We start from the raw sequence: 18,823 nt of genomic DNA on the forward strand, positions 1-18,823 counted from the left end.
CGGCAGGAACAGGCCCCATTCAGTCGGCAGCCGGATGGTCCTATGCCCGGAGTCGACGCTGCCGAAAGACGCCGCGTGGTGAGGCAGCCTGAACTGTGGCGTTCGTTGCGGCCCGCGGCCTCTGCGCAGGGTCAGGGCGGGCAGCGCGCCCCCATCCGCGTCCCGGGGGAGACAGTCACCCGCCATCCCCATCCGCATTATGCGCAAACTCCGGCACCAACCGGCTCAACTGCGCCAGCGCCGCCCCGGTATTCCCCGCCCGGCTGCTGGCCGCGATCTCGTCGATCGCCTGCCCCACCAGCCCGGTATCCGCCGTCCGCGGCGTCGCCATCAGCAGGCCGCGGAACTGGGTCGGGCGGGGCGGTTCCTGGCCGTGGAACAGTTCCTCGTAGAGCTTCTCGCCGGGGCGGAGGCCGGTGAAGCGGATGTCCACGTCCTCCTCCGGGCGCAGTCCCGCGAGGCGGATCATGCGGCGGGCGAGGTCGACGATCTTCACCGCCTTGCCCATGTCGAGGACGAAGATGCCGCCCTCGGCCAGGCCCGGAGGCTGGTCGTCGCGGTCCTCGGCGCCGATGACGCTGGCCTGCAGCACCAGGCCGACGGCCTCGCGCACGGTCATGAAGTAGCGGCGCATGTCGGGGTGGGTGACGGTCAGCGGCCCGCCGCGTTCGAGCTGGCGGCGGAACAGCGGCACGACGCTGCCGGTCGAGCCCAGCACGTTGCCGAAGCGGACGGTGACGCAGCGCATCCCGCCCGAGGCGCGGGCCTCGCGTTCGAGGGACTGGCAATACATCTCGGCCAGGCGCTTGGAGGCGCCCATGACGCTGGTCGGGTTCACCGCCTTGTCCGTGGAGATGAAGACCATGGCGCGGCAGCCGACCGCGCGGGCGGCGTCGGCGACGACGCGGGTGCCGAGCGCATTGGTCTGCAGGCCTTCCAGCGGGTCGTTCTCGACCATCGGGACATGCTTGAGGGCGGCGGCGTGGAAGACGAGTTCGGGCTTGAGTTCCTCGAACAGGCGGCGGATGCGGGCCTCGTCGCGGACATCGGCCAGCACCGCGCGGCGGGGGACGTCCGGGTGGCGCTCGCGGAGCTCGAGGTCGATCTCGTACAGCGCGTATTCGCCGTGGTCGAGCAGCGCGAGCTGGGAGGGGCCGAGGGCCGCGACCTGGCGGGCGAGCTCGCCGCCGATGGTGCCGCCGGCGCCGGTGACCAGGACGCGGCGGCCCTGGATGAGCCGGGCCATGCCCTCGCGGTCGAGCGGCACCTGCGGCCGGTCCAGCAAATCCTCGATGGCGACGGGGCGGAGGTGGACGGGCAGGGCGGGCTTGGTCGGGTCGAGCTTGTCCTCGAGCCGGCGGGCGGCGGGGTCGAGCGAGGTGATGGAGGGGGCGCGGCGGACCGGGACGCCGTGGCGGTCGGCGGCGTCGAGCAGGCGTTCGAGGGCGAGGCCCTGCACATGCGCGGTCGACAGCACGATGAGGGCGGGGAGGCGCTTCTCCTCGGCCATGTGGTCGAGCACGGTGGTGATCTCGTCCGCGGTGCCGAGGATGGGGTGGCCCATGATGCGGCGGCCGGCCTGGCGCGAGCGCATCGAGAGGATGCCGATGACGCGGTAGCCCGGGGTGCGCTCCTGGGCGAGGCCGCGGATGAAGAGGTTGGCGCCGTCGCCGGCGCCGACCAGCAGCACCGGCTGGGCGGTGCCGGTGCCCTCGGCGCCGCGGCGGCCGCCGGGGCGGGCGTGGTGCAGCCGGCCGGCGACCCGCGGGGCGCCGAGCAGGGTGCCGAGGGTGATGGCGTGGATCAGCGGGAAGGCGATGTTGGGCGGCTGCCAGGCGCCGAGCAGGTGCAGGCCGGCGGCGAAGATCAGCGCGCCGACCAGCGCCGCGACCGCGATGGCGATGACGTCCGGCAGCCCGGCGTAGCGCCAGTACTGCTGCGGCAGCCGCACCGGCAGGCCGGCCGCCAGCAGCGACAGCGCGGCGCCGGGCAGGGCGGCGGACCACCAGGGCACCGGGTCGGGCGGCCAGGCGCCGGGGGCGGCGAGCAGCATCGCCGCCGGCAGTGCCAGGCAGGCCAGGAGGGAATCGAGGAGGAGGTTGAGCAGAATGCGGTGCGGCGCGCGGCGGGCCATGGCGCCGCTATAGGCCAGCCGGCGCGGCTTGACCATTGCCGCCTCCGACCGGGAGCGGGGCGAGGCGGCGATAGAGGCCGACCAGCCGGGCGGCCTCCGCGCCCCAGGCGTAGCGGGTGAGGGCGGCGTCGCGGCCGGCGGCGCCGAGCCGGGCGCGGAGGTCGGGGTCGGCCAGTGCGGCGATGGCGCCGGCGATGGCGGCGGGGTCGGCGGTCTCGACCAGCAGGCCGCAGCCGGCGTCCTGGATGATGCCGGCGACCTCCTCGGCGAAGGCGGGGGCGATGACCGGCAGGCCGGCCAGCATGGCATCGAACAGCTTGTGCGGCAGGGCGAGGCGGTGGTTCTCCTCGCCGGGCTGGAACAGGACCAGGCCGATGTCGGCCTCGGCCAGCAGGGCCAGCGCCTCCGGGTGCGGGTGCCAGCCGAGGTGCTCGATCCGCCCGGCGAGGCCGAGGGCGGCGGCGCGGGCGCGGAAGTCCGGCTCGGAGCCGTCGGTGAAGCGGCCGATGAGGCGGAGGCGGGTGCCGGGCGGGGCGAGGGCCATGGCCTCCAGCAGCTGCGGCCAGCCGCGGCTGCGGCCGAGCGCTCCGGCATGGGCCAGCGTCGGCGGGCCGGGGCGGTGCCGGCGGGGGGCGATGGCGATGGGCAGGGCGTAGTTGCGGACCGCGACGGCGCCGGGGAATTCCGCGGCCAGCCCGTCCTTGGCGACCACCACCGCATCGGCGGCGCGGCCGGCGGCGCGGCAGAGCAGGCGCAGCGCGGCGCGGCCGGCCGGGCGGGCCCAGCGCGGCAGCCGGGCATCGAGCCGGCTCGGGTAGTGCTCGTGCACGTCGAGCACGCAGCGGGCGCCGCAGCGGCGGGCGGCGAGCAGGGCGGCGGCCCAGGCATCCGGCTCGCTGGCATGCAGCACGGCGGAGCCGTCGGCGGCGGCGCGGCGGGCCAGGGCGGGGATGCCGCGCAGCCGGCCGGCCCAGCCGGGGCGGCGGGGGTAGCACTCGATCGCCTCGCCCTCGATCGCGGCCTGGGGCCCGGGCGGGCCGGGGGCGAGGTGGCGGACCCGCCAGCCGGCGGCGGCGAGCGCGGCCCCCTCCTTGCGGACCACCCGCAGGTCGTCCGGCGGATGCGCCGCCGAGAGCAGCAGCACCAGCGGCGGCGTCATGCCGGGCGCCGCAGGAAGGCGCCGAGATGCGCCGCCATGCGGGCCCCGGCCCTGCCGTCCCACAGCGGGATGGGCCGCGCCCGCGGCCAGTCGCCGGCCAGCACCGCGGCCACCGCGGCCGGCAGCCCGGCGGCGGCGACCAGCCGGTTGGAGCCGGCGGCCAGCGTCAGCGGCCGCTCGGTGCTGGGCCGCAGGGTGAGGCAGGGCAGGTCGAGCGCCGTCGCCTCCTCCTGCACCCCGCCGCTGTCGGTCGCCACCAGCCGGGCGCGCGCCAGCAGGCCGAGGAAGTCGAGGTAGGACAGCGGCGGCAGGCCGAGGATCCCGGCCGGCATGGCCAGGCCCCAGCGGTCCATCCGGGCGGCGGTGCGGGGGTGCAGCGGCCAGGCCAGCGGCAGCAGCCGGGCGGCGCCGGCGAGGCCGTCGAGCAGCGACGCCAGCGCCGCAGGGTCGTCGACGTTGGCGGCGCGGTGCAGGGTGACCACGCCGAACCGGCGCGGCTGCAGCCCGGGCGGCAGCGGCCGGTCCCGCGCCGAGGGCAGCTGCCGCAGCAGGGTATCGACCATGGCGTTGCCGACGGCGCGGACCCGCCCGGCCGGCCGGCCCTCGGCCCGCAGCCGGGCGGCGCTGGCCTCGTCCGGGGCCCAGTGCAGGCTGGCCACGGCATCGATGGCGCGGCGGTTGATCTCCTCCGGCATGTCCTCGTCGGAGTGGCCGCCCGGCTCGGCCTCGGGGCAGCGCAGCCCGGCCTCGAGGTGGGCGACCGGCAGGCCCAGGGTGCGGGCGGCCAGCGCCGCCGCCAGGGCGCCGTCCACGTCGCCGGGGACGATGACGCAGGCGGGGCGGCGGGCCTCCCAGCAGGCGGCGGCGGCCATCATGGTCCGGCCGATCAGCGCAGCATGGCCGCCGCCGCCAGCGATGCCGAGGCTGATCCCGGGCGGCGGCAGGCCGAGCTGGGCGAGGTGGTCGCCGAACAGCGCGGCGTCGTGGTGCTGGCCGGTGTGCAGCAGCACCGGGCGCAGCGGCAGCCCGGTCTCGTCCAGCGCATGCCAGAGCGCCGCCAGCTTCGGCAGGTTCGGCCGGGCGGCCGCGACCAGGTGCAGCTCGGCCGGGTCGCCCGCCGGCAGGCTCATGCGGCGGCGCCCTCGACCACCTGGCAGAAGCCCTCGGCCAGGCGGCGGCGGTCCCAGCGGGCCTCGGCCTGGGCCCGGGCGGCGCGGCCGAGCGCGGCGCGGCGGTCCGGGTCCGCGGCCAGGGCGGCCAGGGCGGCGGCGAGGGCGCAGGCATCGCCCGGGGCGGTGGCGATGCCGCAGGGGCCGAAGCCGCCGCCCTCCAGCAGCCGGGCGGCGCGGCCGCCGAGGTTGGCGACCACCGGCAGGCCGGCGGCAAGGTAGTCCATCAGCTTGTTCGGCGCGGTCCATTCGGCGAAGGCGGCGACCGGGGCCAGGCACTGCACGCCGATCTGGCTGCCGGCCAGCAGCCCGGCCAGGCGGGGCTTCGGCAGCGGGTCGAGCAGGCGGAGGTTGGGCAGCGCCGCCGCCGCGGCCTGCAGCCGCGGCTTCTCGGCGCCCGCGCCGACCAGCAGCAGCACCAGCGGCGAGCCGCCCGCCCGCAGCAGCCGCGCCGCCGCGACCAGCTGGTCGAGCCCGTTGGCCGGGCCATGCGCCCCGGCATAGACCGCCAGCGGCACCCCCGGCGCGAGCCCGTCCGGGCGCCAGGGGCGGACATGCGGGCCGAAGAGATCGAGGTCGCTGCCATTGGGCAGCACCCGCAGGGTCGCCGCGGCGGCGCCATGGGCCAGGGCGGTCTCGGCCATGCCCTCCGAGAGGGCGACGACCGCGGCGGCCCGGCGGCAGGCGGCATCGGCCAGCCGGTCCATCCCGGCCCAGACCAGCGGCGAGCCGAGGCCCATGGCGCGCGGCAGCTCGGGCCAGGGGTCGCGGATCTCGAAGACGAAGGGCAGGGCGCGCAGCCGCCGCGCGGCCAGCGCCGGCAGCGCGACGCTGAGCGGGGTGGAGCTGGCGACCACCACGTCCCAGGCCCCGGCCAGCGCCAGGCCGGTGGCCCGGGCGGCATAGCGGAGGAAGGCGCCGGCCCGCGCCGCCAACCGCAGGTGATTGCCGCAGGGGATGGCGAATTCGACCACCCGGAAGCCGCCGACCGGCCCCGCCCGCCGGCCGTGGCGGTAGCCGCCGGCGAGGCCGGTCACCGCGCCGGCATACTGGCCGCAGGCCATGGTCACCGCATGGCCGCGGGCGGCCAGCGCCTCGGCCATGGCGAAGCTGCGGGTGGCGGTGGCGCCGGCCGGGGTGGAGAAATGCTGGTGCAGGTAGAGGATGCGCATTCAGCCCGCCCAGCAGGCGCGCAGACGGTCGATGACCCGGGCCTGCCGCGCCGGGGTCAGACCGCTGCCGGAGGGCAGGCAGAGCCCCCGCTCGAACAGCCGGGCGGCGACCGCGCCGCCGCTGCGGCCGGCATGGCGGAAGGCCGGCTGCAGGTGCATCGGCTTCCACACCGGGCGGGTCTCGATCCCCGCCGCCGCCAGCGCCAGCCGCACCGCCTCCCGCCCGGGGGCGCCCTGGCCCGGGTCGAGCTGGATCACGGTCAGCCAGCGGGTGCCGCGGCTCCAGTCGGGCTCCGGCATGAAGCCGAGGCCGGGCAGGCCGGCGAGCCCGTCGTGGTAGCGGCCGAAGATGGCGCGGCGGGCGGCGATGCGGTCCTGCAGCGCGGCGAGCTGGACCATGCCGATGGCGGCGAGGATCGAGGAGAGCCCATAGGAGTAGCCGGTGGTCTCGTGCTCGTAGTGCGGCGCCGGCTGCCTGGCCTGGTTGGCCAGGCCGCGCGCCATGGCGATCAGCCCGGCATCGGCCGAGGCCAGCGCCCCGCCGCCGCCGGCGGTGACGATCTTGTTGCCGTTGAAGCTGAAGGCGGCGAGCCGGGCGCCCTGGCCGGCCGGGCGGCCGTGCTGGGTGGCGCCGAGCGCCTCGGCGCTGTCGGCCATGACCGCGACGCCCCAGCGGTCGCAGAGGGCACGGATGACCTCGAGCTCTGCGCTCTGGCCGAAGAGGTCGACCGGGACCACCGCGCGGGGCAGCCGGCCGCGGCGGGCGGCGCGGCTGAGGTCGCGTTCCAGCAGGTCGGGGTCGAGGGTCCAGCTGTCCGGCGCGACGTCGAGGAAATGCGGCCGGGCGCCCATCTGCACCGCCGGGGCGATGGTGGCGACATAGGTGAGGCTGGCGGTCCAGACCGCGTCGCCCGGCGCGATCCCGAGGCAGCGGTAGCCGAGGTGCAGCGCCGCGGTGCCGGAGCTGACCGCGAGCACGTGCGGCTGGCCGGTGGCGTCGGCGAGCGCCGCCTCGAAGGCGGCGGTGGCCGGGCCGGCGGGGGCGACCCAGCCGGATTGCAGCGTCTCGGCGATGCCGGCGAGTTCCCGCCCGGTCAGGTGCGGCGGCGAGAGCAGGATCGGCCCGTCCGCCGGCGTCCGGGCCGGGCGGGGCAGCAGGCGCAGCGCCGCCGGCGTGGCGGGGCGGGCTGCGTCGGGGTCAGTGGGAACGGCCCGGGGGGTGGGCATGGCAGCCGCCTTCGGTTCCGGTTGACGATTCGTGAATCGCACGGAACGATATGACGGCAAAATGGAAAAAACTACAGCAATCCACGCGTGTGGCGGGAGAACCTGCCAATTTCCGCAACCTCGTGGCGCGACGCGGCGCCCGGGGCGCCCCGCCGCGCCGGCCCAGGCCGGGTCAGGCGTTGCCGATGGTGGCCGCCGCCTCGCCGCGGCGCGACTGCCAGAGGGCGACGAAGTCGATCGGCGCCAGCATCACCGGCGGGAAGCCGCCGTCGCGGGTGACGTCGGCCAGGATGTTGCGGGCGAAGGGGAAGAGCAGCCGCGGGCATTCGACCAGCAGCACCGGCTCGAGCTGGTCCGGCGGGACGCTGATGGTGAAGATGCCGCAGTAGACCAGCTCGGCGATGAAGCAGGCATTGCCGTCGGCCTGCGCATCGGCGCGGATCTGCAGCGAGACCTCGAAGACGTTGCCGCCTTCCTGGATCGGGCGGGCCTGGACGTCGAGCTGGAGGTCGACGCGCGGCTGCTCGCGCAGGGTGGCGAAGATCTCGGGCGCGCCGGGGACCTCGAAGGAGAGGTCCTTGGTGTACTGCATGTTGAGGACGAGGGGGCCCTGGGGCGCGCCCTGGGTTGCGCCCTGGGCGGAGTCGCCATTGGCGGGGGCATTCGGCGGCGGCGGCAGGTCGGACATCGGGGGGCCTTTCGGAGTAGCGCGGGGCGCGGCCTAGCATGCGCCCCGGCGGGTGTCAGGGTCCGGACAGGATCAGGGCTTGACCACGCTCGGGTGGTACTGGCGCCAGACGATATCCTCGGGATGCGGCCCGGTCGGGTCGCAACGGAGCCACTCGCCGTTCATCTTGCGCTCTCCGGTCATCGCCAGGATGAAGCCCCAGTGGGAGACCACGAGGGTGTGGCGCCATTCCGGCAGCGCCGCCATCTCGGCCCGGAACAGCCGGGCGCGGGCCTCGATCTGGTGGTCGGGCTCCTCCACCGCGGGCCACCAGATCTCGTCGATGTGGGTGAGCTCGACCTGCGGGAAGGCGAAGCTGAGCGCGGTGCGGGGGGAGCCGATGTCGCAGGAGAAGGCGTAGCGTTCCCGCACCGTGGGGGTGACGGTGATGGGCAGGTTGCGCTGCCGGGCGATCGGCGCCGCGGTCTGCAGCGCGCGGGTATAGGGGGAGGCGATGATGCGGTCGATGCGTTCGCTGGCCAGGGCCAGTGCCGCCGCCTCGGCCTGCTGCTGGCCGAGCTCGGTCAGCTTCGGGTCGGGGATGCCCGGGTCCTTCTTGGTGGCCGAGAAGTGCAGGTTGAACTCGCTCTGCCCGTGGCGCAGCAGGATCATCGGGTGCGGTTCCGGATAAGGGGGAAGGCGGCGATAGCGGCAGGCCGGGCGGGAGGCAAGGCTCCGTTCATGGGGCAGAGTTTATGGCCCGTTCAGGCGCCGCCCCGTTGCGGCAGGACCAGGGCCCGCCTAGATAGATGAAAAGGAGTCCACGATGACGGGCGGCTTTCCGGTCGATCTGATCCTGTTTGCGATGGTGGCGGCATTCCTGGTGCTGCGGCTGCGGAGCGTGCTCGGCAAGCGCACCGGCTTCGAGCGCCCCGCGGCGCCGGAGCCGCGCGCCGACGGGTTCGACCCGCGCGCCAAGGCGCCCGAGGCGGTGCCGACGGCGGCGCAGGCGGCCGGCCGGGACCACCGGGTGGTGCCCGATCCGCGCTCGCCGCCGGGCCAGGCGCTGGGGCGGATCGCCGCGGTGGACCGCAGCTTCGACCCGGCCCGCTTCCTCGACGGGGCCGAGGGCGCCTTCCGCATGATCGTCACCGCCTTCGCCGCCGGCGACCGGCAGACGCTGCGCGGGCTGCTCTCCGACGATACCTATGCCGGCTTCGAGCAGGCGATCACCGCGCGCGAGGCGGCCGGCGAGACCCAGCGGACCGAGGTGCGGGCGGTGCACGAGATGGCGATCGACGCGGCCGACCTGCGCGGCACCACGGCCGACGTGACGGTGCGCTTCGTGACCGACCAGATCAACCTGACCACCGGCCGCGACGGCGAGGTGGTGACCGGCAGCGATGCGGTCACCGAGCTGACCGATGTCTGGACCTTCCAGCGCGACCTCAACGCCAGCGACCCGACCTGGAAGCTGGTGGCGACCCATAGCGCCTAGGCGCTGGCTGGCCGCCGCGGGCCTCGCCCTGGCGCTGGGCGGGCCGGCGCGGGCGGATGACTACGCGGCGGTGCCCGGCTGGCCGGGCGAGGATCCGGCCGCCGCGCTGGTGCCGCTGCTGCGGTCCTGCGGCGCGCTCGAGGCGCAGCCGCCCTGGACCGCCCTCTGCGCCGCCGCGGCGGCGGCCGACGATCCCAGGGCCTTCTTCGAGCATTGGTTCCGCCCGGTGCCGCTCGGGACCGGGCTGCTGACCGGCTACTACGAGCCCGAGCTGCGCGGGGCGCAGGCGCCGGGCGGGGCCTATCAGGTGCCGCTGCATGCGCTGCCGCCGGCCGGGCCGCTGCGGCTGCTGGACCGGGCGGCGATCGAGGCCGGCGGCCTGGCCGGGCAGGGGCTGGAGCTGGTCTTCGTCGACGATGCGGTCGATGCCTTCTTCCTGCAGATCCAGGGCTCGGGCCGCATCCGCCTGGCCGATGGGCAGGTGCTGCGGCTGGGCTATGCCGGGCGCAACGAGCACCCCTACCGGGCCATCGGCCGCAGCCTGATCGCCCGCGGCGCCATCGCCCGGGAGGCGATGTCGATGCAGGCGATCCGCGCCTGGCTGGCCGCCGCCCCGCCGGCCGAGGCGGCGGCGCTGCTGCGGGAGAACCCGGCCTACATCTTCTTCCGCCCCATCCTCGACCTGCCGGCCGAGGCCGGGCCGATCGGCACGCTCGGCGTGCCGCTGACGCCGGGACGGTCGCTGGCGGTGGACCCGGCCTTCATCCCGCTGGGGGTGCCGGTCTTCCTGGCGACGCGCGACCCGGTCGACGGCACGCCGGTGCGGCGGCTGGTGGTGGCGCAGGATACCGGCGGCGCCATCCGCGGCCCGGCCCGCGGCGACCTGTTCTGGGGCTGGGGGGAGGCGGCGGCGGCGCGCGCCGGGCTGATGCGGGAGGAGGCCGGGATGGTCGTGCTGCTGCCCCGCGACACGCCCCGCGACACACCGTGACCTCATCTGCGCAGGCGGTGCTTTCGCCGGGGGCTTGCCGCGCCTAGATTGCGGTCATGCTCCAGACCCGGCCGCGCGTCGCGCTTTTCGTCACCTGCCTCGTCGACCTTTACCGGCCGAACGTCGGCTTCTCCGCCATCGCCCTGCTGGAGGAGGCGGGCTGCCAGGTGGAAGTGCCGGCGACCCAGACCTGCTGCGGCCAGCCGGCCTACAACACCGGCGACCGCGCGACGGCGAAGGAGCTGGCCCGCGCCGTGGTCGACGCCTTCCTGCCCTACGACTATTGCGTGGTGCCGAGCGGCAGCTGCGGCGGCATGATCTCCCACCACTACCCCGCGCTCTTCGCGGATGACCCGCAGTACCGCGGCAAGGCGGAGGCGCTGGGCGCCAAGACGCATGAGCTGGTCTCCTTCCTCACCGACGTCCGCGGGATGACGCGGGTGGCGGCGCGGCACGAGGGCGTGGTGACCTACCACGACAGCTGCTCCGGCCTGCGCGAGCTCGGCGTCAAGGCGCAGCCGCGGGGCCTGCTGGCCGGGATGGCCGGCACCACCGTCACCGAGATGGCGGATGCCGAGATCTGCTGCGGCTTCGGCGGCACCTTCTGCGTGAAGTACCCGGACATCTCGACCCGCATGGTGGCCGACAAGGTGCGCGCCATCGCGGCTACGGGTGCGGATACCCTGCTCGCCGGCGACCTCGGCTGCCTGCTGAACATGGCGGGGCGGCTGAAGCGGGAGGGCGTGCCGGTGAAGGTGCGCCATGTGGCGGAAGTGCTGGCCGGGCGCACCGGGGATGCGCCGGCGATCGGGGAGGTGTCATGAGCGCGGCGCTGCTGGGCGACGGCGTGACCATGCAGCCGGGCGACCCGCTGCTGGCGGAGGTGGCCGCGCGGGGCTTCGCGCTGCTGCGCGGCGAGGCGCTGGCGGCGCGGCTGGGCGCGGCGGGCGAGGCGGCGGCGCTTGACGAATTCGCCACAAGCTGGGAGCGGCTGGAGACCGACGGCTTCATGGCCGACGGCGGCCGCTACCGCCGCCGCCGGCTGGCCAATTACGCCGCCCGCGCGGGCGTCCCCGGCCATGTGCGGGGGCCGCACCGGCCGCATTTCCAGGCGGTGGTGCACAACAGCCTCAATGGCGGGGTGGAGCGCTGGTTCGCCCCGGTGGAGCAGCCGATCGGCGACGGCGCCACGCTGCATGCGCTGCTCGATGTCGGCCGCGCGGTCGCCGACCGGCAGGTGCCGGGCAAGGACTGGTTCGTCGAGGTGCACCAGTTCCGCATCGAGGCGGTGGCCGGCGCCCCGGGCTACCCGACGCCGGAGGGGGTGCACCACGACGGCGTGGACCTGGTGCTGATCGGCATGGTGGCGCGGACCAACCTGCTGGGCGGCGAGACGCTGATCACCAACAACGCCGGCGGCGAGCTGGCCCGCTTCACCCTGCAGGACCGGCTGGACACCGCCTTCATCGACGACGCCCGGGTGATGCATGGGGTGACGCCGGTGCAGCCGGCGGATCCCGGGGCGGCCTCCTGCCGGGACGTGCTGGTGATCACCTGGAAGCGGGCGTGACGGCGGAGCCGGTGCCCAGCCCGCGCTGGGATGCGCGCTTCCTGGCGCTGGCCGCGCATATCGCCGAATGGTCGAAGCACCGCACCACCAAGGTGGGCTGCGTCGTGGTCGACGACGACCGCCGCATCCGGGCCACCGGCTTCAACGGCTTCCCCCGCGGGGTGACCGACCTGCCGGAGCGGCTGGCCGACCGGCCGACCAAGCTGCTGCTCTCGGTGCATGCCGAGGGCAATGCGGTGGCGACGGCGGCGCGGGCCGGGGTCTCGCTGGCCGGGACCACGGCCTACGTCACCCATCCGCCCTGCGCGGCCTGCGCGGCGCTGCTGACCCAGGCGGGGATCAAGCGGGTGGTCTTCGTCGGCCAGCTGCGCGAGGACTGGGCCGAGAGCGAGGCGGCCGGTCGGGTCATCATGGCCGAGGCCGGGGTGGTCTGGCAGCGGGGCGTGGCCGAGGGCGGATAGGGGCCGGAGGCTGCCGGCCCGGGACCGGGTTGGGGACGAGCCTGCCGCATTTCGGCTTTCAGAATCGATTCAGGTCGTCGACAAGCATCGTTTCGGCATTGAAGCAGGCGCTGCGCCAGATATGCGGCATGAGGATCGGCGATGAGTAACGACCAGGCTCCTGTCCTTATCAGCTCGCTCGCCGCCGGACATCCCGCGGTGGTTTTCGAACAGGTCAAAGCCTACAACAAGGCCGTCTCCGACTGCCGGCATGTGCTGCACGTCAACAACGACACCGTCCGGCTGGGCTTCTTCGACAAGGCCAGGGCCGCGGGGATCGATTTCGGCTCATTCGGGAACCTCACGATCAATCCCACCCACCTGTTCACGAGGCGCCCGACATTCCTTGGGGCGCACGTGCTCAATGTGGAGTTCGCGATGCGGGCCGGCATACCCTTCGGCCATGTCTACCTGCATACCGATGCCGACCTGCCGTTCCGTCCCGGGCTCGGCGAGCATATCCGCCGCCATGACCTGGGGCTGGCGCCGAGCAGGCCGGTCGGCGCCGGCACGCCGCGGGACGAAGCCTTCCTGGCCCATACCGACCTGCAGAAAATGCTGGAAAAGATCGGCGGGAGATTTTGGACCATCCGGTACGAGGGCTTCTTCGCGACCCGTGCCATCTTCTACGAGCTGTTCTTCTTCCTGATGGCGCACATCCCATTCGACCACGACAACTTCTGGCGCGGAGACTACCCCTACGAGGAGTACCTGCTGCCGACGGCCGTCGAGGTGCTGCATGCGAAGAACAACTGGCGGCGGACGAGAAACGCCGTGCTGACCGCCAATTCGGCCCCCGGCTTCAACCTGGCCTCGCGCCAGCCCATCGGCATCGAGGATTGCGCCCGGCTGGCCACGCTGCCGGAGGATGTTTTCGCCATCAAGTTCATCCCCGACGACATGGCCTCCCCCGTGCGGCAGTGGATCCGCGGGCAGATGGGCTATGCCATCTAGGGATCGGGACCCGGTCCTGCCATGGGTCCTGGCGGGCCCCACCATGCAACCCCGGCCCCGCCCCGGGGCTTGTGGCCGTCAGACCGGATGGGATGACGGCAGCATGCGACGCAGATCTTGGCTGGGTGCTGCGGCGGTGCTGGCGCTGCCACGCCTGGGCAGCGCCCAGGGCGGGATTCAAGGCGGGATCCAGGGAGGAGCCGGAGGCCAGCCGCTGCGCTGCGCCGTCGGCCCCTTCCAGCCGACGGCGGGCGACACCCGCCGGGCCTACGAGCCCTTCTTCGCCCGGATGGCCACGGCCGTCGGCCGGCCGCTCGCACTGACCGTCACCACCGACTGGGCCGGCATCGCGGTGGCGCTGGCCAATGGGCAGGTCGACCTCGCCTGGATGGGCCCCTGGGGCTTCGTCCTGGCCAAGGACCGCGCCCGGGCCGAGGCGCTGGCGGTGGTGCGGTACCAGGGCCGACCCACCTACCACGCCCTCATCCTGGCGCGGGCCGGAGCGACGATCGCCCGATTCCCCGAGGATGCCAGGGGGATGTCGATCTCCTTCGCCGATGCCGGCTCGACCAGCGGCTGGCTGGTGCCGCACTACTGGTTCAGGACCCAGGGCATCAATCCGCGCACCTACTTCCGCTACCGCGACGGCGCCTCGCATCCGGCCAACGTCATCGCCGTCGCCAATGGCCAGGTCGACCTGGCGACCGACTACGACCGCAACCTCGCCGCCATGCTGGCGGCCGGGCGGGTGAGCGCGGCGCAGGTGCAGGAGGTCTGGCGCTCCGAGCCGCTGCCGAACGACGCGCTGGCGGTGCGGGCCGACCTCGACCCCGGGCTGAAGGCGGCGCTGCGGGAGGCCGCGCTCGGCCTCGATGCCGCGGCGGCGGCGCAGGTCATGCCACCGGACTACACCGGCTGGGTGGGTGCCGGGCCCGACAGCTACGCCATGATCGAAGCCGCGGGCCGCGCGCTGGGACGCATCGGCGGTGGATGATCCGTCGCACCGCCTGGGTGCTGGCGCTGGCGGCCGTCTATGGCGCCTGCATCGCGGTGGTGGAGCCCGACCTCGGCCGGCTCTGGGCCGGGCTGCCGCGGCTGGCCCGCTGGCTCGGCGGCGCCTTCCCGCCGGATTTCTCCGGCTTCGACGACATGCTGCGGCGGGCGGCGGAGACCGTCGCCATCGCCACCCTCGGCACCACCCTGGCGGCGCTGCTGGCGCTGCCGCTGACCCTGCTGGCGACCCGGCCGGTGGCGCCGCTGCCGGCGCTGTACCACCCGGCGCGGGCGGTGCTCGACACGCTGCGCGGCATCGACGGCTTCGTCTTCGCGCTGCTCTTCGTCGCCGCCGTCGGGCTCGGCCCCTTCGCCGGGGTGCTGGGCGTGGCGCTGCATGCCTCGGGCAGCCTCGGCAAGCTGTGGTCCGAGGCGCTGGAGACCGCCGACCCGGCGCCGCTGGAAGCGGCGCTGACCGCCGGTGCCAGCCGCGCCCAGGCCGCCGTGGTGCTGCTGATCCCGGATTGCCTGCCGCTGCTGGCCTCGGCCCTGCTCTACGTCTGGGAGGCGACGATCCGCACCTCGACGGTGCTCGGGCTGGTCGGCGCCGGCGGGCTGGGGCAGGAGCTGAAGAATGCGGTCGACCTGCTCGACTTCGCCCGGGTGCTGGCGATCCTGATCGTCATCGTGGCGCTGGTCATCGCCGCCGACCGGCTCTCGGCCGCCCTCCGGCGGCGCCTGGTGTGATGCTGGAGGTCGCGGGGCTTGTGGTCGCGCTCGGCGGGCGGGAGGTGCTGCGGGGCGTCGACCTGTCGGTCGCGGCCGGTGAGGTGGTGACACTGGAGGGCCCCTCCGGCGCCGGCAAGACCACCTTGCTGCGGGCCATCGCCGGGCTGGTGCCCGCGGCGGCCGGCCAGATCCGTTGCGGCGCGCCGGCCGGGCTGGTGTTCCAGCAGCATGCGCTGGCGGCGCGGCTCTCGGCGCGGGACAACGTGCTGGTCGGGGGGCTCGGGCGGATCGGCTTCTGCCGGGCGGCGCTGCGGGCCTGGCCGCGGCCGATGCTGGCCGAGGCGGATGGCTGCCTGGCGCGGGTCGGGCTCGAGGGGCTCGGGGCGCGGCGGGCGGGGAGGCTCTCGGGCGGGCAGCGCCAGCGCGTCGCGGTGGCGCGGGTGCTGATGCAGCGGGCGAGGCTGCTGCTGGCCGACGAGCCGGTGGCGAGCCTCGACCCGGAGAATGCCGCCGCGGTGCTCGACCTGCTGCGCGGGCTGGCGCGGCGGGAGGGCAGGGCGGTGCTGGTGACGCTGCATCAGCCGGAGCTGGCCCGGCGCATCGCCGACCGGCGGCTGCGGATGGAGGAGGGACGGCTATGGCCGCTGTGACGCGTATCGACGGTGACGGGCCGCTGCTGGTCTTCGGCGGGCCCTATTCCAACCTCCAGGCTCTGCGGGCGCTGCTGGCGGAGGCGGCGCGGCTCGGCATCCCGCCCGCGCGGATGCTCTGCACCGGCGACGTGGTGGCCTATGGCGCCGATGCCGCCGGCTGCATCGACCTGATGCAGGCGAGCGGCATCCCGACCGTGCTCGGCAATTGCGAGGAGAGCCTCGCCCCCGGCGGCGAGGATTGCGGCTGCGGCTTCGAGGAAGGTACCGCCTGCGACCTGCTGTCGCGCGGCTGGTTCGCCCATGCGGCGCGGCAGGTGACGCCGGCGCAGCGGGGCTGGATGGCCGGGCTGCCGCGGCGGATCGAGGTCATGCTGGGCGGCCGCCGGCTCGCCGCGGTGCATGGCGGGGCCGCGGTCATCAACCGGTTCCTCTTCGCCTCGGAGCCGGAGGAATGCCTCGCCGGGGAGATCGCGGCGACCGGGGCGGAGGGCGTGCTGGCCGGGCATTGCGGCCTGCCCTTCACCCGGCAGGTGGGCGGCCGGCTGTGGCACAATGCCGGGGCGATCGGCATGCCGGCGAACGACGGCACGCCGCGGGGGTGGTTCTCGCTGCTGACGCCGGGGCCGCGGGGGCTGCGGGTCGAGCACCGGGCGCTGGCCTACGACCATGCCGGCGCCGCCGCGGCGATGCGGCGGGCCGGGCTGGCGGCGGGCTATGCGGATTGCCTCGGCAGCGGGCTGTGGCCCTCCTGCGACGTGTTGCCGGCGGCGGAGCTGGCCCGGCGCGGCCAGCCCATCGCGGCCGGCGCCGAGGTCTGGGCCTAGATCGCCAGATCCTTGGTGTTGTAGTCGCGGATCACCCGCTCGACGGTTTCCGGCGTGAAGCGGAAGTCGTCCTCCAGCCCGGCGAAGGGCCGGTAGCGGAAGACCGGCTCGTCCGGGCGGGCCTGGTGGCGGGCGTCGATCGCCACCTGGATCACCGCCGAGCGGTCGAAGATCCGCTGGTCGTCATAGACGGCGTTGCTGCCTTCCTGCGCCAGCGCCGCCTTCTGGCCGAGCACGGCGCTGCGGCGGTGGAAGCCGAAGGTGAGGGAGATCCGCAGGTCGGGCGAGGTATTGGCGAAGGAGCCATGGACCATCTGGCGGTTCACCATGGTCACGTCGCCGGCGGCGCAGACCAGCGGCACCGCGCCGGGCAGCTGCTCGCTGCCGCCATTGGCGGCGACCATGGCCTTGATGTCCGCCTTGCCCCGCTTGTGCGAGCCGGGGATGACCCAGAGGCAGTTGCCCAGCGTCGTCGGGTAGAGCTGCACCTGGTAGTTGAAGCCGTGGATGCCCTCATCCCAGTTGGGGCTGTCCCAATGGGTGACGCCGTCCTGGTGCCAGGCGACCGAGCCGCCGAGGCCCGGCTGCTTGACGAAGATGGCGTCGTTGTAGGGGACGAAGTCGGCGCCGTTGATCGCCTGCGCCGCGGCCAGCAGCTTCGGATGGCCATACAAGCGCAGGCCGGCGGGCATCGACTGGCACATCGCGTACATCAGGAAGACGACGTATTCGGGCGCCCCGGCATCGGGCTTCGGCTGGGCCATCTGCGCCGGGTGGCGGCCGCCGAGCGCCTGGGTGCCGCCCCAGGGATCGGCGAGCGGCCGGGTGAAGCGGTAGGGCAGCCTGGCGTAGTCGAGGCCATGGGCGGTGCGGCCCTGGGAATCCACGCGGGAGTCCGGACCGGTCGGGGCGCGGTCCAGCATGACCTGGGCATCGGCCCGCAAGGCCGCGACCTCGGCGGGATCGATGACGCCTTCGAAGATGTAGTAGCCGTGGCGCCAGTAGGCGGCCTGGATGTCGGGGTGCAGGTCGCCTCCGGGCGTCAGGCGGAGCGGGCCGCGGTTGCCGATCTCGGCGGCGAGCGCCTCCCCGGCGGCGCGGTAGGCGGCCATGCCGGCGGCATGTTCGGTGCGGGTCAGCGGCTGCGGGCCTGCCGCGGCCGGGGCCAGGACGTTCATGGCGGTTCACTCCCTTTGCTTGGCCGGCATGGTCACCGAGGAAGCGGCCCCGGCGCAAGCGGGATGGGGAGGGGCCGGCCTAGCTGCGGACGAAGGCGCAGCCGCCCTCGGCCAGCGGCCGGAAGGCCTGCTCGCTCTCGGTGGTCTGCAGCAGCTTGTAGTAGTCGAAGGCGCCGCGGCTCTCCTCGGGCTTCTTCACCTCGAAGAGGTAGGCCGGGTGCAGCTTGCGGCCATCGGCGCGGATGCTGCCGGGGCCGAAGCAGTCGTCGTCGCAGGGTGTCGCCTTCATGCGGGCGACGGTCTCGGCGCCATTGGCCTTGGCGGCGGCGACGCCCATCTCGGCCGCGACCTTCAGGTAATGCAGCACCGCGGCATACCCGCCCGCGTGGTTCATGCAGAGCGCGTTGTTGCCGATGTTCGGGCGGACGCGGGCGCTGAAGGCGCGGGTGCGGTCGTTGAGGTCCCAGTAGAAGGTCTCGGTGCAGATCAGCCCCTGGGCGGTGGCAAGCCCCAGGGCATGGACGTCGGGCAGGAACATCAGCAGCGAGGCGAGCTTGATGCCGCGGCGGCTGAGGCCGAATTCCGCCGCCTGCTTGATGCAGTTGACGGTATCCGAGCCGGCGTTGGCCAGGCCGATGACCTTGGGCTTCGCCGCCATGGCCTGCACCAGGAAGGAGGAGAAATCGGAGGTGCCGGGGAAGGGGGTGCGGGCGCCGCCGAGGATGCTGCCGCCGGCGGCCTTCACGAAGGTGCTGGTGTCGCGTTCCAGCGCATGGCCGAAGGCGTAGTCGGCGGTGATGAAGTACCAGCTGTCGCCGCCCGAGCGCACCGTGGCGCCGCCGGTCGATTTCGCCAGCATCCAGGTGTCGTAGGTCCAGTGCACCGTATTGGGCGAGCACTTCGACCCCGTGAGGTCGGAGGTGGCGGAGGAGGTGTTGAGGAAGACCTTGTTCTTCTCCCGCACGATGTCGTTCACCGCGAGCGCCACCGAGGAGGCGCCGCCGTCGACCACGACGTCGACTCCCTCGCGGTCGATCCACTGCCGGGTGACGTTGGCGCCGACGTCCGGGCGGTTCTGGTTGTCGGCGAAGATGACTTCGACGTTGAAGCCGCGGTTGCCGAATTCGGCGGCGGCCTGGCGGATGCAGGCCAGCTCGGTCGGGCCGGTGACGTCCCGGTAGGTGCCGGAAAAGTCGCAGAGCAGCGCGATCTTCAGGGTATTGGCGGCCTGGGCGCGGGCGCTGCGGAAGGGCAGGCCGCCGAGGGCGGCCGTGGCGGTGGCGGCCTGGAGCAGGCCGCGGCGTGACGTGGTCATGGTTGTCCTCCCGCACGGCTTGGAAACGCCGCTTGGCCGGCAAGCTACATCGTTCCGCGTGCAATCTCCAGGGGCGGATTGCGGGTGCCG

Annotated in this window: 19 protein-coding genes; 10 read left to right on the plus strand and 9 right to left on the minus strand. The window is 74.4% G+C overall.

The annotated features are described in order from the left end of the window. Positions 1-175 precede the first annotated feature (175 nt). From QWZ14_RS17040 to QWZ14_RS17070, 7 genes are all read right to left on the minus strand, one after another. On the minus strand, positions 176-2,170 hold the full coding sequence (locus tag QWZ14_RS17040; protein ID WP_290317969.1) for a polysaccharide biosynthesis protein: 1,995 nt from the start codon (positions 2,168-2,170) through the stop codon (positions 176-178). After that, on the minus strand, positions 2,142-3,293 hold the full coding sequence (locus tag QWZ14_RS17045; RefSeq protein ID WP_290317970.1) for a glycosyltransferase: 1,152 nt from the start codon (positions 3,291-3,293) through the stop codon (positions 2,142-2,144). Before QWZ14_RS17045 ends, QWZ14_RS17040 begins: the two co-directional genes overlap by 29 nt. Continuing rightward, positions 3,290-4,423 carry a UDP-N-acetyl glucosamine 2-epimerase gene (locus QWZ14_RS17050; RefSeq protein WP_290317972.1) on the minus strand — a complete coding sequence of 378 codons (1,134 nt, stop codon included), beginning with the start codon at positions 4,421-4,423 and terminating at the stop codon, positions 3,290-3,292. Before QWZ14_RS17050 ends, QWZ14_RS17045 begins: the two co-directional genes overlap by 4 nt. Further along, positions 4,420-5,634: a glycosyltransferase family 4 protein gene (locus QWZ14_RS17055; protein ID WP_290317973.1), complete on the minus strand. Its 1,215-nt coding sequence runs from the start codon at positions 5,632-5,634 to the stop codon at positions 4,420-4,422. The genes QWZ14_RS17050 and QWZ14_RS17055 overlap by 4 nt, the downstream gene beginning before the upstream one ends. Beyond that, a complete protein-coding gene (locus QWZ14_RS17060; protein WP_290317974.1) occupies positions 5,635-6,861 on the minus strand; it encodes a DegT/DnrJ/EryC1/StrS family aminotransferase in 1,227 nt (408 codons plus the stop codon). Between the two features lie 172 nt (positions 6,862-7,033). Beyond that, positions 7,034-7,549 (minus strand): protein-export chaperone SecB, encoded by a 516-nt coding sequence (gene secB / locus QWZ14_RS17065; RefSeq protein ID WP_290317975.1) that lies wholly within the window; start codon positions 7,547-7,549, stop codon positions 7,034-7,036. Between the two features lie 72 nt (positions 7,550-7,621). After that, a complete protein-coding gene (locus tag QWZ14_RS17070) occupies positions 7,622-8,200 on the minus strand; it encodes a histidine phosphatase family protein (protein ID WP_290317977.1) in 579 nt (192 codons plus the stop codon). A 154-nt stretch (positions 8,201-8,354) separates the two neighbouring features. Between QWZ14_RS17070 and QWZ14_RS17075 the strand changes: the two genes are divergently transcribed. The 10 genes from QWZ14_RS17075 to QWZ14_RS17120 all read left to right on the plus strand — a co-directional run bounded on the left by QWZ14_RS17075 (position 8,355) and on the right by QWZ14_RS17120 (position 16,240). Continuing rightward, on the plus strand, positions 8,355-9,026 hold the full coding sequence (locus tag QWZ14_RS17075; RefSeq protein ID WP_290317978.1) for a Tim44/TimA family putative adaptor protein: 672 nt from the start codon (positions 8,355-8,357) through the stop codon (positions 9,024-9,026). A gap of 70 nt (positions 9,027-9,096) precedes the next feature. Next, positions 9,097-10,017, plus strand: a complete 921-nt coding sequence (mltA, locus tag QWZ14_RS17080) for a murein transglycosylase A (RefSeq protein WP_290317979.1) — start codon at positions 9,097-9,099, stop codon at positions 10,015-10,017. A gap of 56 nt (positions 10,018-10,073) precedes the next feature. Continuing rightward, positions 10,074-10,841, plus strand: coding sequence for a (Fe-S)-binding protein (locus QWZ14_RS17085; protein ID WP_290317980.1), 768 nt, complete (start codon positions 10,074-10,076; stop codon positions 10,839-10,841). Further along, entirely contained in the window at positions 10,838-11,587 is a 750-nt protein-coding gene (locus tag QWZ14_RS17090; protein ID WP_290317981.1) for a 2OG-Fe dioxygenase family protein, read from the plus strand. The genes QWZ14_RS17085 and QWZ14_RS17090 overlap by 4 nt, the downstream gene beginning before the upstream one ends. Next, positions 11,584-12,048: a deoxycytidylate deaminase gene (locus tag QWZ14_RS17095; protein ID WP_290317982.1), complete on the plus strand. Its 465-nt coding sequence runs from the start codon at positions 11,584-11,586 to the stop codon at positions 12,046-12,048. The genes QWZ14_RS17090 and QWZ14_RS17095 overlap by 4 nt, the downstream gene beginning before the upstream one ends. Positions 12,049-12,189: 141 nt before the next feature. Further along, positions 12,190-13,041, plus strand: coding sequence for a hypothetical protein (locus QWZ14_RS17100; protein WP_290317983.1), 852 nt, complete (start codon positions 12,190-12,192; stop codon positions 13,039-13,041). 103 nt (positions 13,042-13,144) lie between these two features. Further along, positions 13,145-14,035 carry a phosphate/phosphite/phosphonate ABC transporter substrate-binding protein gene (locus QWZ14_RS17105; RefSeq protein WP_290317984.1) on the plus strand — a complete coding sequence of 297 codons (891 nt, stop codon included), beginning with the start codon at positions 13,145-13,147 and terminating at the stop codon, positions 14,033-14,035. Further along, complete coding sequence (gene phnE, locus QWZ14_RS17110; RefSeq protein WP_290317985.1) at positions 14,032-14,781, plus strand: phosphonate ABC transporter, permease protein PhnE; 750 nt, start codon at positions 14,032-14,034, stop codon at positions 14,779-14,781. Before QWZ14_RS17105 ends, phnE begins: the two co-directional genes overlap by 4 nt. Next, the gene (locus QWZ14_RS17115) at positions 14,781-15,413 is read left to right on the plus strand and encodes a phosphonate ABC transporter ATP-binding protein (protein ID WP_290317986.1); all 633 of its coding nucleotides are present in this window, start codon (positions 14,781-14,783) and stop codon (positions 15,411-15,413) included. The genes phnE and QWZ14_RS17115 overlap by 1 nt, the downstream gene beginning before the upstream one ends. Further along, positions 15,401-16,240 (plus strand): metallophosphoesterase family protein, encoded by an 840-nt coding sequence (locus QWZ14_RS17120; protein WP_290317988.1) that lies wholly within the window; start codon positions 15,401-15,403, stop codon positions 16,238-16,240. The genes QWZ14_RS17115 and QWZ14_RS17120 overlap by 13 nt, the downstream gene beginning before the upstream one ends. Here QWZ14_RS17120 and QWZ14_RS17125 read toward each other — a convergent pair. Both QWZ14_RS17125 and QWZ14_RS17130 read right to left on the minus strand, forming a co-directional pair. After that, the gene (locus tag QWZ14_RS17125) at positions 16,237-17,418 is read right to left on the minus strand and encodes a phytanoyl-CoA dioxygenase family protein (protein WP_290317989.1); all 1,182 of its coding nucleotides are present in this window, start codon (positions 17,416-17,418) and stop codon (positions 16,237-16,239) included. The genes QWZ14_RS17120 and QWZ14_RS17125 overlap by 4 nt on opposite strands. Before the next feature lie 79 nt (positions 17,419-17,497). Next, entirely contained in the window at positions 17,498-18,733 is a 1,236-nt protein-coding gene (locus QWZ14_RS17130; RefSeq protein WP_290317990.1) for an ABC transporter substrate-binding protein, read from the minus strand. Positions 18,734-18,823 lie beyond the last annotated feature (90 nt).

Origin of the sequence: Paeniroseomonas aquatica, from assembly GCF_030409335.1 — a bacterium.
Taxonomy (GTDB): domain Bacteria; phylum Pseudomonadota; class Alphaproteobacteria; order Acetobacterales; family Acetobacteraceae; genus Belnapia; species Belnapia aquatica.

Bases quoted from the DNA above. Each gene is read 5' to 3' on its own strand.
- QWZ14_RS17040 (WP_290317969.1), bottom strand. From the start codon at position 2,170: ATGGTCAAGCCGCGCCGGCTGGCCTATAGCGGCGCCATGGCCCGCCGC.
- QWZ14_RS17045 (WP_290317970.1), bottom strand. From the start codon at position 3,293: ATGACGCCGCCGCTGGTGCTGCTGCTCTCGGCGGCGCATCCGCCGGAC.
- QWZ14_RS17050 (WP_290317972.1), bottom strand. From the start codon at position 4,423: ATGAGCCTGCCGGCGGGCGACCCGGCCGAGCTGCACCTGGTCGCGGCC.
- QWZ14_RS17055 (WP_290317973.1), bottom strand. From the start codon at position 5,634: ATGCGCATCCTCTACCTGCACCAGCATTTCTCCACCCCGGCCGGCGCC.
- QWZ14_RS17060 (WP_290317974.1), bottom strand. From the start codon at position 6,861: ATGCCCACCCCCCGGGCCGTTCCCACTGACCCCGACGCAGCCCGCCCC.
- secB (WP_290317975.1), bottom strand. From the start codon at position 7,549: ATGTCCGACCTGCCGCCGCCGCCGAATGCCCCCGCCAATGGCGACTCC.
- QWZ14_RS17070 (WP_290317977.1), bottom strand. From the start codon at position 8,200: ATGATCCTGCTGCGCCACGGGCAGAGCGAGTTCAACCTGCACTTCTCG.
- QWZ14_RS17075 (WP_290317978.1), top strand. From the start codon at position 8,355: ATGACGGGCGGCTTTCCGGTCGATCTGATCCTGTTTGCGATGGTGGCG.
- QWZ14_RS17085 (WP_290317980.1), top strand. From the start codon at position 10,074: ATGCTCCAGACCCGGCCGCGCGTCGCGCTTTTCGTCACCTGCCTCGTC.
- QWZ14_RS17090 (WP_290317981.1), top strand. From the start codon at position 10,838: ATGAGCGCGGCGCTGCTGGGCGACGGCGTGACCATGCAGCCGGGCGAC.
- QWZ14_RS17100 (WP_290317983.1), top strand. From the start codon at position 12,190: ATGAGTAACGACCAGGCTCCTGTCCTTATCAGCTCGCTCGCCGCCGGA.
- QWZ14_RS17105 (WP_290317984.1), top strand. From the start codon at position 13,145: ATGCGACGCAGATCTTGGCTGGGTGCTGCGGCGGTGCTGGCGCTGCCA.
- phnE (WP_290317985.1), top strand. From the start codon at position 14,032: ATGATCCGTCGCACCGCCTGGGTGCTGGCGCTGGCGGCCGTCTATGGC.
- QWZ14_RS17115 (WP_290317986.1), top strand. From the start codon at position 14,781: ATGCTGGAGGTCGCGGGGCTTGTGGTCGCGCTCGGCGGGCGGGAGGTG.
- QWZ14_RS17120 (WP_290317988.1), top strand. From the start codon at position 15,401: ATGGCCGCTGTGACGCGTATCGACGGTGACGGGCCGCTGCTGGTCTTC.
- QWZ14_RS17125 (WP_290317989.1), bottom strand. From the start codon at position 17,418: ATGAACGTCCTGGCCCCGGCCGCGGCAGGCCCGCAGCCGCTGACCCGC.
- QWZ14_RS17130 (WP_290317990.1), bottom strand. From the start codon at position 18,733: ATGACCACGTCACGCCGCGGCCTGCTCCAGGCCGCCACCGCCACGGCC.